Source organism: Enterococcus sp. DIV0800 (assembly GCF_050559735.1).
Lineage (GTDB): Bacteria > Bacillota > Bacilli > Lactobacillales > Enterococcaceae > Enterococcus_A > Enterococcus_A devriesei.
In genome coordinates this window covers 210846-227310 of record NZ_CP187899.1, presented here as the reverse complement: position 1 = coordinate 227310, position 16465 = coordinate 210846, and the positions used below count along the sequence as shown (strand labels likewise).

Below are 16465 nucleotides of genomic sequence, written 5' to 3'. Positions count from 1 at the left end.
ATAAAAATGGAGGAGACCAATGATTCGTTTCTTGATTTTATCAGGTTATTTCGAATTGATGATGTATCTGCAGGTTTCTGGCAGATTGGATCAATATATTAATGTCCATTATCGCTATCTCGTTTTTCTAACAATGGGCCTATCGCTGATTTTAGCGTTAGTCCAATTAAAAATTTGGGCGGGTAGTGATAAGCAAGCAGAACATTCTCATCATGATCACGATCATGGACTGAATAAACCGTATCAACGTTGGATCGCTTATTTGCTGTTGGTCATTCCTTTGGTAGTGGGTCTGTTATTTCCTACTATTAATTTGGATACAACGATTGTTGAGGCAAAGGGCTTTAGTTTTCCAGTTAGCAAGGAGTCCGTGGGTGATCCAGAGATGAATACCCAATATTTAAAACCTGATACTAGCATTTATTACAACAAAAGTGATTACAATGATCAAATGACCAAGCTGATGAAAAAATATGAGACGGATCAAAAACTGGAAGTCACCGATGAGAACTATTTAGAAGTGATGGAACTGATCTATAATTATCCCAATTCCTTTGTGGGCAAGAACATCTCCTTTAATGGATTTATCTATGAGACCCAAAAGGACCAGCAAAAATATGATTTTATGTTCCGCTTTGGGATTATTCATTGCGTCGCGGATTCTGGAGTATTTGGTCTCATGACAAAGCTGCCGGCAAATCTGACTGTTAAGAACAACGAATGGCTACACGTTGAAGGAACGATTACGTTGGACTTTTTCGAACCTTTCCAACGCCAGATTCCTGCAGTAAATGTTACTAAAGCTCAGACCGTGACTGCACCGAAAAATCAATACGTTTATCGTGCATTTTAAACAGAAAAAAACCGCTTCGGCTTAGTAAGCCAAAGCGGTTTTTTTATCACAGCAAATAGGTTCGATCAAAGGTGATATTTAGTTTTGCCGGTTCGTTTTGAGCAATAAAATGCTGACTGATGATGTCTTGTAAGTGAGAATTCTCAGTCTTCTTTAATTCCTCCGGTACCACTAAATCGAAATAAATCGTCTCAGGGGTCGTCGTTTTATCTACCCGCAAATCATGAAAGCGTAAATGGGGATGGATATCTTTCAAGGTTTTTTTCAGCTCTGGGGCGATTCGTTTGAAATCGGGGTCATTAATCGGATAGGGGTCTAAATGACAAACTAGATCGACTCCGACATCCTCTTTTACCTCGTATTCGATAGCATCGATTACTTCATGGGCATGAGACAAACTCCAATCTTGATTGACTTCAATGTGTACGGAGGCAAAAACACTATTAGGACCATAGCTGTGAATCAGTAAATCGTGATAACCAATAATATTTGGATAATTATCGAGATGCTTGCGAATTGCTAAGACCTCGGCTTCCGGAGGTCGTACCCCCATTAAATCATTAATGAAGCCTAATAACATTTTTATGCCAGAATAGATAATGTATAGAGCGATCAAAAAACCGATGTAGCCATCGATCCGCCAACCGCTAAGCCATTCAATGATAGCAGAAATCAAAACGGCAATGGTCGTGTAGACATCATTGATGCTATCTTGAGCAGTAGCCTTTAAAGTGTCCGAATCAATTTCACGACTCAATTTGCGATACATAAAGCCTTGCCAGAATTTCAGTAAAATCGAAAGTACCAGCACGATATAGACGATCGGTGAAAGTAAGACGCTGCTAGGGTGAATGATTTTGACAAAAGAACTGTCTAAAAAACGCACACCTACATAAGTCACTAGGATAGAAATAACAAAACCACTGATATATTCAAAGCGTTCGTGACCATAGGGATGCCCTTCGTCTGCGGGTTTGCCCGCGATTTTGAAACCAGCCAATGTGATTACCGAGGAGGCCGTATCCGATAAGTTATTGATAGCATCGGCCATGATAGAAACACTGCCGGATAGCGAGCCAATGAAAAATTTGGCGATAAATAAGGCCAAATTAGAGAACAGGCCCAATAAGCCGGCTAAAATCCCGACCCCAGTCCGCTTATTTGCTTTGGAACGTTTTGTAATTTTATCTATTAGAAAGTTTAGCATAAGAATCATCCTTAAAAATTAATCAATTAGCTTTATTATACCCGATTGAAAAGGGAATAAGAAGCTATAACTATATTCGATTAAAAGTAAACTTCATTTTTTTGAAGTTTACTTTTAAAATTGGGTTTGATTTTTGATCAATTTTAATAAAAAATTCGCACATATCTCAGCCGTTTAAAAGGAAATTGTTTTATAATAACTTGAAAAGGGATTCACTCATTGGAGGGGAAGCGTATGGACAATCAAACAGATATATCATTATGGGATATTCAGACAGGCAATGTCGTTACCGCATTAGAAGATTTTATCGAAGACTGGAAAGCTTCAAAAAATAGTGATCTTCATGAATATTTGCGTAGTTATCCCGGGTACTTCAAAAGTGATGAACCAACTCGTGAGGCTATCCAACTTGTTTTGGAATATGCTAAAGAACTAATGGACGGCAAACGGGAAAACGTTGGCTTTTACGAAAATAAAATTTGGTGTACAGAAGCTGGGGAAAGTGTCCGTATGACACATTTTCATGAACGAACGATTTCTAATTTGATGCAAAAAATTATTGCAGCAAGGTAGAGTTAAAATCTGAATGATATCATTCAGATTTTTTTACTGAATTTGCTTTGGATACCCGGTGAGAATCCAAGTTGATAGTCAAACAGACTAAAAAACTAGGAATGTAAATTTTTATTTGCATTCCTAGTTTTTTTGTTGTTTTGCGTATATTAAAGTAAAACAAAGTATTATTTTTCGCTATTATTTATTATTCAAATCTAAAAATAAGTTTTAATTTTGTGGAATTACGGATTAAAAATAGTAGAAATGCTTCTAAAATATGAATTATGTTATTTTAATGAAACATCAATAAAAATAGGCAATACAACACCTTTTTTTTGAAAATTGTTGAAGCTTTTTGGGTCTGAATATATTAGCTTTGAAGATTTTATGAATTTATGATGGGATTTTAGACATATTTTTAAATTAATGATAATATAGAAGTAATTAAGGAAAATAATTATATCTATTCAATAATTTGAAATAGAAATGAGGTATGGATATTGAAGTACAATAAAATCTTGAGTTTATTAGCGATTGGAACGATGGTCGGTCCAACACTTTTATCTTCACAACAAGTTTTGGCCGAGGAAAGCAGTACAGTGCCGACATCATCAAGTCAAGAAGCGACGGAAAGTTCAAGCACAGGAAGTTCAAGTTCTGAGTCCCAACCGGTGCCAGACCCAACGCCAGCTCCTGATCCTGAACCGACGCCAGAACCAGAGCCCACCCCTGAACCGGAGCCAGTTAAGCAATATCGATTACTTGCAAACGATGAGACACCACTAGTAAATAATACATTAACTGACACTAATGGGAATTCACTTACTTTTCAATATGCGTCTGATAATGGATTAGTTGCCAATACGACGGTTCATTATACAGTCTCACTTGCTAAGGACTTTGAATTAAAGGCTGTTAATGTAGTGAATAAAACAACCCAAGCACCAATTGTGTCTAGTGGCAATATTAATGGTCAATTCACAATGCCGGAATCAGATGTATCAATCCAATTCGAAGCTGTAAAGAAAGCTGATGAGCCGGCACCAACGCCTGACCCTAAGCCAAAACCAGAGCCAAACAATAAACCGGCAGGAAACACAAATAATGGAAATACACAAAAACCGGCTGGTAATACAACAACACCTAAACAAGATCAGGCAGCTGCACGTCAACCAGAATCTGCACCAGCAGATGTTCGGGTGCCTTCGAACCAAAAAGCACCGACTTATAGTAATGATGTGCAAAATGCAATCGTTCAAGAAGCTTATCGCTATCTTGGCATGCCGTACGTGTGGGGAGCAAAAGGACCAAATGCTTTTGACTGTTCTGGGTTAGCTTATGTCGTTTACGCGAATGCCACTGGTCATTACATCGGCGGTTGGACAGGAGATCAGCAATATGCTGGTACACAAATTCCTGTCAGTGAAGCACAACCAGGAGATCTACTATTTTGGGGAGCACCAACTAGTGTTACAACTCACGTAGCAATCTATATCGGTAATGGTCAATATATCCATGCACCGCAACCAGGAGACGTTGTGAAGATCGGCAATATCAGCGATTTTGCTCCAACCTTTGCAGTTCGAGTGAATATGGCGGGTCTACCAAAAGCCAGCAGTTCATTATCAAATGCTTTTGGCGAATACAGTGCGAACCAACCGTTTGTTTTCAACAAAAACCAAACGACGGATCAATTCATCAAAAAAATCGGTGAAACCTCTCGGGAAATCGGACAAAAGAATGGAATCTATTCTTCTGTTATGATCGCTCAAGCAATTTTAGAAAGCGGCTCAGGAAATAGTTCTTTAGCCAGCGAACCAAATTACAATTTGTTCGGTATCAAGGGTAAATTTAAGGATCAAGGCGTGACCTTCAATACGTTGGAGCAAGACAAAGACGGTAAGAGCTATCAAATCAGCTCTGAATTTAGAAAGTATCCTTCTTATAAAGAGTCCTTAGAAGACTATGCCAACTTGCTTAAAAAAGGCATCACAGGCAACGCTGATTTCTATAAGGATACTTGGAAGGACCAAACAGAGTCTTATCAAGATGCGACCAAACATTTACAAGGACGATATGCGACAGACAAACAATACGCAGAAAAATTGAACGCGATCATCAAAGCTTACGATTTAACGCAGTTTGACCAAGCGAAAGAATCGAAAGAAGTTAAAAAAATTACGACTGGTCCAGAAATCAAAGCAACGAAAATGACTTTTGATTTCAATGAACGGCTACAAACCAAATTACTTGCAAGCATTGCGAATAACAAGCGAATTCCACAAGTGATGACAACAAAGCATTTTATTAACTTATTCCGTGGTGATAGCTTGATTGCATTAGCTTCAACGGCTATGCCTACTAAAAAAGTCGTAACAGAAACGTTGCCAACCGCGGCTTCGATGTACATTACGTTAAGTAGTGGGCTGCTAGCGATTTTACCGCCACTACGTTAAAATAGTTACTAATCGCGTACCAATGAGAAATTGGTGCGCTTTTTTTGTCTTTATGGGACTAATGAGTAGTCCATAAATTTTTAAAACAAACGATTTGTAAAATGTTCTTCCCAAATAGTTTCAATTATGAAAGAATGGAAGCGGAGCTTTAGGCAAAAAATAAGTGATAGTCTTTCACAAGCGTAAGCTTTTTGTGAAATTTCCCAAACTTTTAAAAACAGTAAAAAAGCGCAAAAAAAAAACAATTAATTGTTTTTTTATTTAAGGGGTGGCAACTTGAAAAGAAAACAGGACAGTCTATTAACCAAACAGCGTTTATTAGAGACAGCTTTTGAAAATTTTTATGACGTTGGTTTCGAGAATACTTCTTTAGAAAAAATATCAAAAGATGCGAATGTTAGTCGAGGAGCCGCCTACTGGCACTTTAAAAATAAATCTGAGATTTTTAACGAAGTCGTGACGATGACGATTGAAAAAATTCAAAATGAGAAACGACAGATCATGATGGATGAGACACTCGATTTTGAAGAAAAGGTCGTGGAAATACTGTTAGTACCGTCACGGGCACAAGAGGGCTTTAATTTTCTGCAGCAGTCATTGAAAACATTAGAGATCCATTCGGAATTCTCGGAACTATTACAAAAGTTTCGGGAAACGCGGGCACGTTTATACAAATTCTTTTTAGAGGGACTGAGAATGAAGGGGTTAAATGAGAATGATGCCGCGGCTGTTGCCAGTATGTTTTACAATTATTTTGAAGGAATGTATGGTTCGGGAACACCTGAGGAGGTGGCAAGGAACTACAACGCCGAAGCGATCAGACGGAGTATTTCGATTATTTTTACAAATGCTTAAAAAAATGAGGAACTTGTTCGTAGCAGTCTTTTACAAGCAAGTTCTTTTTTTCACGAAATTGACAGCGCTTTCAACAGTTTTGTATAGTGAGATTGTTAGATACATACATCAGTGTATGTAAAAATGAAAGGAGCTTGGGAAAATGACGATTAAGGAAATGGTGACACAGGCACGAGTAGCAATGGAGGAAATCAGTGGATATGATCAAGAACAAGTAGACAAAATGCTTTATGTGATTTCAAAGGCAGTTTTTGAACAAGCTGAACCATTGGCGAAGTTGGCGATTGAAGAAACACGTCTGGGTCGTTTGGATCATAAGATTGGTAAAAATCAGGGCATGGCAACAATTATTTTCGCTAGTTTGAAGGACAAAGCTTCAGTCGATGTGATTAGGGAGATACCGGAAGAAGGACTAGTTGAAATCGCGCATCCGGTAGGTGTGATTGGGTCAGTTACACCGACGACAAATCCAACCATTACCCCGCTGGGAAATGGCTTGATGGCGTTAAAGGGTAAAAATGCCATGATTGTTTCTCCCCATCCCCGTTCGGAAAAAACGACGAAGGAAACGATTGAGTTGATGCGTGAGGCGCTTGTGAGTGTTGGCGCACCGAGAGATCTGCTACAAGTGATTGAAGAACCAAGTATCGAATTGTCTCAGGAATTGATGAAATCAGTCGATTTGATTGTAGCGACCGGCGGACCTGGTTTAGTGAAGTCTGCTTATTCAAGTGGTCATCCAGCCTATGGCGTAGGACCAGGTAATGTTCAAGCAATTCTTGATCGTGATTTTGACGTAGAGGTGGCAGCTGAGTTATCCGTTATCGGTCGTTCTTTTGATAACGGGATTGTTTGCGCGTGTCAGCAAAGCTTGATTTATCCGCAGGAAAAGGAAAAGGAAGTATTTGAAGCGTTAAGCCAAAAACAAGCGGCAGTGATTACGGACAAAGAAGATTTAGCAAAATTGCGGAACACGCTATTCATTGATGGGCGAGCGAACCCGGATATGATTGGTCAAGATCCCAAAATTATTGCGGATGCGGCAGGAGTTGAGATTCCAGCAGATAGTCAAATCATCGCGGTAAAAGTCGATGCTGTCGGCAAATCAGAACTTTTTTGTAAAGAAAAAATGGCGCCGGTTTTAGCTTTGAAGTCCTATGACACCTTTGAAGAGGCGGTTGGATTTGCTAAAGAAAATCTGTTGTTAGAAGGTGCTGGACATTCAGCAGGTTTATTCAGTCAGACCAAAGAACATCAAATTTATGCCGGAGAAGTTTTGCCAGTCAGTCGGGTGGTGGTGAATCAACCAACGATCGATGCAGGCGGATCGCCGGCGAATGGCTTGAACCCAACGGTATCACTAGGCTGTGGCTCGTGGGGGAATAATATTATTTCAGAAAATTTAACCTATACCCATTTGATCAATATTTCAAGAGTCGCATTGCCGATTCAACCAAAACATGATGGCAAACCGTGGGATTAGGTGACGATTATGAAAAAGTTTGATGATTTACTGGCAAATTTTTCCAGTGAGCAAAAAATCCGGATTGGTGTGGTTTGTGCCAATGACGAGGTTTCTATCCAAGCTGTGTTTAATCCAATGGTACGACCGTTTTTAGCGCCGATTTTAATCGGAGATGAAGCGTTGATCTCAGCTGTTTTACAGCGTCATCAATGGTCAGCGACGATTATTCCTACGATGACCGAAGAGGAATGCGCAGCGATCGGGGTCGCAATGGTCCAAGACGAAGAAATCGATTTCTTGATGAAAGGACATCTCCAAACGCGGACCTTCTTAAAGGCAGTGGTAGATCGGGAAAAAGGAATCGCAAACCATGGGCTATTAAGCCACGTTGCGCTAAACGAAATCCCCGCCTATCACAAGCTATTGTTAACGACCGATGGTGGGATGGTGACAGCCCCAACGAAGGAAGAAAAGAAAGTCCTGATCAAGCACGGAATCGAAGTGATGAACAAGATCGGTGTCGAAAAACCGAAAGTTGGACTACTAGCGGCGGCGGAGAAGGTCAACCCGAAAATTGCTTCAAGTGTTGAAGCGGAAGAAATCATGAAGGAACTCCAAGCCGAGACACCAGACTGCTGTTGGATCGATGGGCCAATCTCACTGGACTTGGCGCTAAGTTCAGATACAGCGGCAATCAAGCATTATGAAAGCCCAGTTGCAGGTGACGCGGATATTGTCGTAGGTCCGGACATCACTACTATGAATGTCTTAGGCAAGAGCTTGACGATATTGGCGGGCGCAAAAATGGCGGGACTGATCATGGGAGCTAGCGTACCGATTGTAATGGTTTCTCGTGGCTCTACGGAAGAAGAAAAGGCTTATTCCATCTTGATAGCCATGTATTGCAGCAAGGGAGTGTGACTAGATGAAAATTTTAGCGATTAATCCTGGTTCAACCTCTACGAAAGTTTCTTACTATCTGGATGGTGAGATTATAAAAGAACAAGGGATTTCTCATACGACTGAAGAGCTGCAAGGCTTTCATCATGTGATGGAGCAGCTGGAATTTCGACGGGACATTTTATTACGATTTATGGAAAATGAAGGGATCAATCCGAAAGATTTAGATGCAGTCGCCGGTCGCGGTGGACTGCTGCCGCCGGTCTCTGCCGGGGCTTACGAAGTCAATGATGAGATGATCGAATACTTGAAGCATGTCACAAAAATTGAACATCCATCAAATTTAGGAGCACTTCTAGCAAATGAAATCAAAGAACAAGGCAATCCGCAAACCATCGCGGTGATCTATGATCCCGTCACGGTGGACGAGTTTGAAGAGGTGGCTCGGATTTCTGGATTAAAAGGGATCGAGCGTAAAAGTATTGGACATGCACTGAATATGCGAGCGGTGGCAATGAAGGTTGCTGGGGAGCAAGGATTAGACTATCAAAAGGCGACGTTGATCGTAGCCCATTTGGGGGGAGGAAATACTATTAGTATCCATCATCACGGGAAGATGATCGATTTGATTTCTGATGACGAAGGGCCATTTTCAACGGAACGAACGGGTGGTTTGCCTTTGAAATATTTAATGCCTTTGTGTTATGAACATACATTAAAGGAAATGCAACGGCTCTATAAACGTGAAGGTGGGCTAAAATCCTATGCTGGAACCAGCGATGCTCGTGAGATCGAAGCACGAATTACGGCCGGGGATGTAGAGTTGGAAAAAATCTACGATGCCTATATTTATCAAATCGCGAAGGGAATCGGCGGCTTAGCGACGGTCACCAATGGATTAATAGATGTGATCGCATTGACTGGCGGGGTGGCCTATTCTGAGATCGTGGTAACAAAACTGACGAAACGGGTCGGATTTATCGCACCAATTATCGCGATTCCCGGCGAGCATGAAATGATCGCTCTATCTAAAGGGGCGGAGCGAGTTGTGTTGGGACAAGAAGAATTGAAACAATTTCATTATTAAAAATGGGAAGGGGCAACACAAATGAAAATCCAAGCAGCGTTAGTAAAAACAGAGGGCGCGCCTTATGAAATCACTGAATTAGAATTGGCCGAAGTCGGCTCAAAGGACGTCTTAGTAAAGATCGTCGCATCTGGCTTGTGTCGTTCAGATTATGGCGAGCGCAATGGAAATAGTCTTCAGTTTCCCAATGTTTTAGGACATGAAGGCGCCGGCATGGTTGAGAAGGTCGGTAATGCAGTCACATCTGTGGAACCAGGAGACCATGTGATTCTTTCTTATGCTTATTGTGGCGAGTGTAAGCACTGCGTGGAAGGTCATCCATCGTCTTGTGAAGAGTGGCTTGCAGTCAATAATCTTGGAAAAAATCCACGAGGAGAATATGTTTTACACACTAAAGAAGGGACGGCAGTCAATAACTTCTTTAATCAATCTTCTTTTTCAACGTATAGTTTGACGGAAGAATCGAATGTCGTGAAGGTCGGTAAAGAGGTCGATTTACGTTTGTTAGGTCCATTAGGATGCGGACTAGGGACGGGCAGCGGAGCAGTCTTAAGTGTGCTGCAGCCTAAAGTTGGTGAAGGAATCGCGGTCTTTGGCACAGGAGCAGTTGGCTTTTCTGCAGTCATGGCTGCCAAAATTGCCGGTTGTTATCCGATTGTTGCCATTGATATCAATGATCAACGCTTAGCTAAAGCCAAAGAACTGGGGGCGAGTCATGTCTTTAATAGTAAAGAAGCCGATCCAGCAGAATTTATCTCGGAGTTAACTGGCGGGAAAGGATTAGATTATGTGATTGATTCTACCGGTGTTCCACCGGTTATGACCAAAGCACTTCATTCGGTTAGTAATTCCGGAACATTTGTGCCGCTGGCAGTTACTCAAAAGAATTTTGAAGTGAACACCTTCTTTGATTTAGTCTTTGGAAATAAAAAAGTTCGCGGGGTCTTGATTGGCGATACGATTGCAAAATATCATTTACCGAATTTGATCGAGTTTTATAAACGTGGTGAATTTCCCTTCGATCAATTTGTAAAATACTATGATTTTGAAAATATTAATCAAGCTGAAGCAGATTCAATCAGCGGTGAAGTCATCAAAGCGGTGGTCGTAATGGACAAGTCTTATCAGCCGCCAAACTAATGGGAGGTCAATGACATGAAGAAAGGAGACATTATCTGGGTTATTTTGCTATTGTGCTTGTTAGGGCTTTTCGTTATTCCAGCAATTAGAGAAACCATTTTAGCTGCTAGTAGTACCCATCCTTACTTTGGTGGATTTATCCAATTCGCCATCTTAGCTACGATGGGTGACCTATTTGGCAAACGAATCGTTTCTGGCGAATATCAGTTTTCTTCACAAGTCTTTCTACGGGCGGTGGTTTGGGGAATCATTGGTTGCATGGTGACTTTGGTCTTTCCAGTCTTTATGGGAGGCGCGGCCTTAGCTCAAGCAGAAGGGCTGTTGCCCTTTGCTGGAGTGGCTTTGGCTCAAGCCTTTTGTGGCAGCAGCATCATGAATCTGACCTTCGCGCCGGCTATGAATACTTTTCATCGCTTGATGGAGTTGTGGATCGAAACGGCTAGTGCAAAAGAATCTGTCAGTTTGAAGGGCTTGATCGCAAAGATTGATTGGACGGCTTTTGTGACTTTTAACTGGTTGAAAGTAGGAATTTGTTTTTGGATACCCGTTCACACAATTGTCTTTTTACTGCCAGAAAATGTGCGGGTGGTAGTGGCAGCATTCAGTTCCATTGCTTTAGGGATCATCTTGTCCTTCGCATCAAAAAAAGGTAGCAGCTCTGGCAAGTTGCCAGAAGAAATAGCTTAGTTAAAATCAAATCAACGATACGACATCATTTATGTGATGTCGTTTTTTTTGCTGACAGGTTCATCACTTACTCAAGATGCTTTAAAAAATAAAAAAGATTTAGTGTTTATTCTTTTACAAAATAATAAATTTAAAAAGTAAAAAAACGATAAACTATCTTATAGTTTCTATGAATACAAATGCTCATCATATATTAATATAACAACCCCATACTTAAAAATAGAAAAAATAAAAAAATAGAATTAATTATAATATATAAGTAGAAAGGACTTATTAATGAGTTAAAGGGGAGTTATGTAAGTATGAAATTAATGAAGCTGTTCGTGTTAACAGTTCTTTTATGTTCCACTTATAATTATTTGTTTTTATCCAGCATACAAGCAATCGCAGAAACAACGACCGATAAAAGTGCAGTAGTCATTGATCAGCCAGAGCTTACGGTGACTTATAAAACAGAGGAAGTAGGCGCCAACATTTTCTGGCAGTTAGTTTGGGAAAAACAAGGATCAGAAAAGAAAGTCCAACGGCTGAAGTTTAAAGCGTTAGATGAGCAAGATCAATCGATCAGCTATCCTCAAGTAAAAGAATTGGAAGAAAGAGCTGGCTGGTTAGTTGAAAAAAGCTTTACAGCAAGATCAACCGGTCAGGTCACATTGACTACACCAAAGGATCAAAAAAAGCTGGTCGTTTCGATTCAAATGGATACACTGACCAAAGGCGCGGTTGGCGAGGAGACAATTAAGGAAAACACTTTATCTGTGAAGGATTCTTATAATTTGAAGTTTCTATCACCAACCATAAATGAGGAAAGTCAAGAGCAGACCGTCTCACAAGAAACTGTAGTTCTGCCTAAAAGTAGCCCGTTGCTATTTCAACCAATGGGCAGTGTTAGGCAAGGATATCCTGAGCTTTATAATAATAAAGAGCCTCAATATACTAATAGTACAAGTTTAGGGACATATCCGACTCATTCTTGGCAGCCAGATGGGCAAACGACAGTAATCAACCATCAGGGTGGGTTTGAAGGCTCAGAAGGCTGGGATGGGGTCAAAAGTTGGGATACTAGCAATGACGATCGGACAAAATCTTATATTCATTATGGTGACGACCTAAACAATCCGAATATTTCTTTGCGAAAGTATATTACTGAAACGGAGACCCCAAATGAGTTTAAGGTCAAACTAAATGTACGGGGAGAAACGACCTATAAACCTGGGTTGGACATCGTATTTTTAATAGATAATTCGGCGTCGATGGATGTTTATCAAGACGAATTGAAAGATACGCGAAAGGACGCGGCAGAGAAAGTTTTTGCAAATATCATTAAAGAATTAAAGACGATCCATCAGCCTTCTGCGGATAATATTCGAATCGGCGGTGAAATTTTTTCTTCTTTTCGAGGTAATGAATGGGGCTTCGGCTCTAGTGGCGGAAAATATAAATTTCCGATCTCTAGTAATCCTGCTGATTGGGACAAGTTTGTTTCAGAACACAAAAGAGCCTATGAAATGGGGACTACCTTTACTCAACGAGGATTACAGGAATCAAAGGACCTGTTTGATGCCGCACCAAATTCGGCTGGCAGAAAACGAGTACTCTTTTTATTAACCGATGGTGCACCGAATGAAAGCTGGAAGCCGACTGTTTATTCAGAAAATGATGAAATGTATTATGATAAATATCGATTAGGCGGGTTTAACATGGGAACGAAGCCTAATTACTTAACTGGAAATAATTTAATGGGAAGCCCTGAAGTAGTCGGAAATACGACCAAGATCCAACCGCCTTACGGAGGGAAGGTCAACAGTCACATGACTACTACCAATTCGACTGCTTGGGATCTTAAAAACGCCGGTATTGAGATTCATACTGTTGCCTTAACAATCTCCGTTCATTTAAGGGAAAAGCACACAAAAGAAGAGTTGCTGAAAGGACTTTATAAGCTGGCGACTAAAAAAGCAGATGCTTCCAATAATGTTAACGGGGAAAGCGAAAATGATTACTTTTATCATAATGTCAAAGATATAAGTGATCTGACAGGTACCTTTAAGGATTGGTTCGAAACGATTGCTCGTACCGTTGATAAAGGTAAAATTACTGACCCTTTAGGTGATATGGTAGAATTGGTCCCTAATAAAACTCCGAAGATTACTTCAGTGGGAAATAGCAGTACACCGATTGCATCAGCCGCGATGGCTACCCTAGACATTAGCGATCCACGTCAAGTAAAGGTAAATAATATTAATTTGACTGGTGGTCAGGAAATCGAAGTGGAATATACGGTCCGTTTGAAGACAGAAGACGCCAGTTTTAAGCCTGACTATTGGTATCCGGCGAATGGCCAAACTATTCTGGAACCAACGCCACAAAAAAGTACAGATAAGCTTGATTTTGGCGTTCCATCAGTTAAAGCCAGAGAGCAAACATTTACGATACCTGTAAAGAAGCAGTGGACGGATCGTTTTGAGGGAAGTGACAATTATTTTCAACTGAGACCAGCAACCATCAAAGCTATTTTGCAAAAGCAAAGCGGCGATAGCTGGACTGATGTTGCAGAAGTCGAATTAACAGCAAAAAATCAGTGGCAAGCTGAATTTGTTGAGGTAGCACCCGGCCAGACTTATCGCGTCATTGAACAGATAGCCACTCAGAAGAAGGTGACGGGCTATCATCCACCTAGCTACAATCAAGAATCCTTTACGGCGGAGACATTATCTTCCGAGGGCATCCTAATCACAAATAAATTACTGACGACCAATTACAGCTTTGTGAAGCTAAAAAGTGAGGATCAGGCGCCCTTTACTGGAAACGACAAGCCGCGGTTTACTATTATTCATAAAGAAAGCAATCAAGTGTTTGAAAAAAATATTGAGCCTGACGCAAATGGCAGAGTCGCCTTGACAGGCTTAGCAATTGGAACCTATAAAGTAGAGGAAACTCATGTACCGTCAGGTTATCAGAAGATGACTGATTTTGAGATAAAGGTCACGGAAGATATTAATGAAAACCGGGTGATTGCGATGGTTGACGGTTCAACGGCTGAAAAGGTAGTTGAGAACAAAAAAATAGCAGACTTTACCTTGATTCTTCATAAAGTAGCCGATGACCTTCTCCCATTAACTGGTGCAGAATTTCAATTGATGGGAACAGACTACAATCAGACGCTATCTGATGGCTCAGACTTTATCTTCAAAAATCTTAGAGAGGGCAGTTACAAGTTAATTGAAACGAAGACTCCTAAAGGCTATCAGGGAATGGACGAGCCTTTAATGATTGAGATCATAGGACGAGGTGAGGACTATCTCGTGAATATGGAGGCCAAACCATACATTGTGGAATACGATTCTGTCGTGACTAACAATACCATCGAAGTCACGCTTAAGAATGAGCGGGAACAGAAGCCTTCAATCTTGCCGAGTACAGGCAGCATGGGAAGAGGAAAAATTTTTCAAGTCGCTGCATTCTTTTTCTTAACAGGGATTGTTACAACCATCTTCTATGGATATATCAATCGAAAGAGGCTACCATAAGACTAAAAATAAATACCCCTTCAAATCTTTGAAGGGGTATTTATTTACGGATTGATTTGAATGTCCATTTCAGGAGCATTTACGATGGTGTCTTTTACCGGACAGGTTTTTTCAATAAAATCAACGAAAGTTTGAATTTCTGTGGCAGTATTATCGGCTTCGATATAATAATTCGTTGTAATTTTTGAAAAGCCGACTTTGATATCTGGGTTGCCTTTTAACCGATCTGAGTCGATCTCACCTAAAACTTCCACCCGCATTGCTTTCAAATTGATCTGCTTCGATTGATAAAAGAAGCGACAAACCATCATTTTGCAAGCACCTAAAGAGCATAATAGTGCTTCTAAAGGATTCATTGCTTGATTTGTTCCACCGACATTTTCTGGCTCATCAATTAGAAATTCAAACCCACGCGCTGAGCATTTCAATTGTAGCCCGCCAATAGAGGCGACTTCGGCCTTTAAAATTTGTTTTGTCATCAGAAGATTCCCCCTAGATCGTTTTCTTAATGATACTACGTTTTCTAGTTAAAATTTAAAATAACTTGTGCAATTTTTCCCAATATTTCTGTTTTCAGTAATTTTTCATTGAAAACGCCAGCAAAATCTTGTATGATACCTGTACATTATGGCTTTGCCAAAGAAGGAAGGAACCTCATGAAATCGGACCTATTTATGGAAATTGAAGAAAATTCTACGACTGAAAACGAGAAACATGTGAAAAACAAATCAAATCTAATGACACAGATTGAATATTCAATCAGTAAAAAAATTGATTTATTCAACTCAAGTTTGCCTCGTTACGCAGTTCGCTCAATGTTAGCTTGCTTATTTTTAGCTTTAGGAACAGCTATTGCTTTTTATATTGCCATCCGGATGCAGGAAGCGATTCCTGGTTTAGAAAAGATGGCGTACGCCTTTATGTTTAGCTGGTCATTAGTCATGATCTTATTCATGAACGCGGAACTAGGAACTTCGAATATGCTTTATACGACTATCGGTGTTTATCGTAAAAAAATGACTGTTTCTTTTGCATTCAAATTGTTGTTAACTTGTATTTTGTTTAACTTGATTGCAGGTGTCCTTTGCGGGTATTTGCTATCCTTGACGACCCCCTTTAGCCACTTGGAAGCAGAAAACTATATGTTCTCAGGTATCGCCAGTAAATTAACAAAATCCACTGGACAGATTTTGGTTGAAGGTATGTTTGCAAATATTGTCGTGAATATTGCAGTTTTAGTAAGCTTACGAATGAAAGATGACGCGGCTAAAGTGATGGCGATCATTTTCATTATCTTCATTTTCGCTTTTTTAGGTTACGAACACGTGATTGCGAATTTCCCAGCATTCTCACTTGCTTACTTTTCTTCTCATGGAGCGATCGCAGAAATGACTGCGGGAAATGTCGTCCATAATCTATTCTTTACTTTGATCGGCAACTTCATCGGCGGTGGCTTGGTTATGGGCTTAGGCTACGCTTGGTTAAATAATACGGAATCAAAATATGTTGACTAGCGTTAGGGAGCGATCCCTAACGTTTTTTGGTGTAGCATATTAGAAGATAAATACAATAAACCGAAAAAGGATGTCAGTCCTACTTTTTACAGCATATAAGGATCGAAATCATAAAAAGTCCGATTGGAATTAGGAAAGCAAGACCTAGTAGGATGGTATACGGCTTGAGAATCAAACTTATTTTTCTAAAAGAAAAATAAGTACAATAAAACGAAA

13 protein-coding genes are annotated in these 16465 nt (G+C 40.2%); 11 read left to right on the top strand and 2 right to left on the bottom strand.

Going from position 1 to position 16465, the window contains the following annotated elements; genetic code table 11:
* The first annotated feature begins 19 nt into the window (after window positions 1-19).
* Window positions 20-853, top strand: coding sequence for a TIGR03943 family putative permease subunit (locus IGI54_RS12995; protein WP_430621892.1), 834 nt, complete (start codon window positions 20-22; stop codon window positions 851-853).
* Between the two features lie 46 nt (window positions 854-899).
* On the opposite strand, the gene IGI54_RS12990 is transcribed toward IGI54_RS12995, so the two are convergent.
* On the bottom strand, window positions 900-2060 hold the full coding sequence (locus IGI54_RS12990; protein WP_313631250.1) for a cation diffusion facilitator family transporter: 1161 nt from the start codon (window positions 2058-2060) through the stop codon (window positions 900-902).
* A gap of 234 nt (window positions 2061-2294) precedes the next feature.
* On the opposite strand from IGI54_RS12990, the gene IGI54_RS12985 reads away from it, so the two are divergent.
* From IGI54_RS12985 to IGI54_RS12945, 9 genes are all read left to right on the top strand, one after another.
* A complete protein-coding gene (locus IGI54_RS12985) occupies window positions 2295-2633 on the top strand; it encodes a hypothetical protein (protein WP_216430034.1) in 339 nt (112 codons plus the stop codon).
* Window positions 2634-3115: 482 nt separating this feature from the next.
* Window positions 3116-5071, top strand: coding sequence for a glucosaminidase domain-containing protein (locus IGI54_RS12980; protein WP_430621891.1), 1956 nt, complete (start codon window positions 3116-3118; stop codon window positions 5069-5071).
* A 276-nt stretch (window positions 5072-5347) separates the two neighbouring features.
* On the top strand, window positions 5348-5926 hold the full coding sequence (locus IGI54_RS12975) for a TetR/AcrR family transcriptional regulator (RefSeq protein ID WP_430621890.1): 579 nt from the start codon (window positions 5348-5350) through the stop codon (window positions 5924-5926).
* Window positions 5927-6068: 142 nt separating this feature from the next.
* Window positions 6069-7409, top strand: coding sequence for an aldehyde dehydrogenase family protein (locus IGI54_RS12970; protein ID WP_430621889.1), 1341 nt, complete (start codon window positions 6069-6071; stop codon window positions 7407-7409).
* 9 nt (window positions 7410-7418) lie between these two features.
* Complete coding sequence (locus tag IGI54_RS12965; protein ID WP_430621888.1) at window positions 7419-8312, top strand: phosphate acyltransferase; 894 nt, start codon at window positions 7419-7421, stop codon at window positions 8310-8312.
* A 4-nt stretch (window positions 8313-8316) separates the two neighbouring features.
* Window positions 8317-9378, top strand: coding sequence for a butyrate kinase (buk, locus tag IGI54_RS12960; RefSeq protein WP_430621887.1), 1062 nt, complete (start codon window positions 8317-8319; stop codon window positions 9376-9378).
* Window positions 9379-9399: 21 nt separating this feature from the next.
* Complete coding sequence (locus IGI54_RS12955) at window positions 9400-10518, top strand: NAD(P)-dependent alcohol dehydrogenase (protein ID WP_430621886.1); 1119 nt, start codon at window positions 9400-9402, stop codon at window positions 10516-10518.
* Between the two features lie 15 nt (window positions 10519-10533).
* Window positions 10534-11205, top strand: coding sequence for a hypothetical protein (locus IGI54_RS12950; protein ID WP_430621885.1), 672 nt, complete (start codon window positions 10534-10536; stop codon window positions 11203-11205).
* Between the two features lie 302 nt (window positions 11206-11507).
* Complete coding sequence (locus IGI54_RS12945) at window positions 11508-14735, top strand: SpaA isopeptide-forming pilin-related protein (protein WP_430621884.1); 3228 nt, start codon at window positions 11508-11510, stop codon at window positions 14733-14735.
* A gap of 44 nt (window positions 14736-14779) precedes the next feature.
* Here IGI54_RS12945 and IGI54_RS12940 read toward each other — a convergent pair whose 3' ends face one another.
* Window positions 14780-15214, bottom strand: coding sequence for an OsmC family protein (locus IGI54_RS12940; RefSeq protein WP_216430042.1), 435 nt, complete (start codon window positions 15212-15214; stop codon window positions 14780-14782).
* A gap of 177 nt (window positions 15215-15391) precedes the next feature.
* Here IGI54_RS12940 and IGI54_RS12935 point away from each other — a divergent pair, with 177 nt between their 5' ends.
* Complete coding sequence (locus IGI54_RS12935; protein WP_430621883.1) at window positions 15392-16249, top strand: formate/nitrite transporter family protein; 858 nt, start codon at window positions 15392-15394, stop codon at window positions 16247-16249.
* Window positions 16250-16465 lie beyond the last annotated feature (216 nt).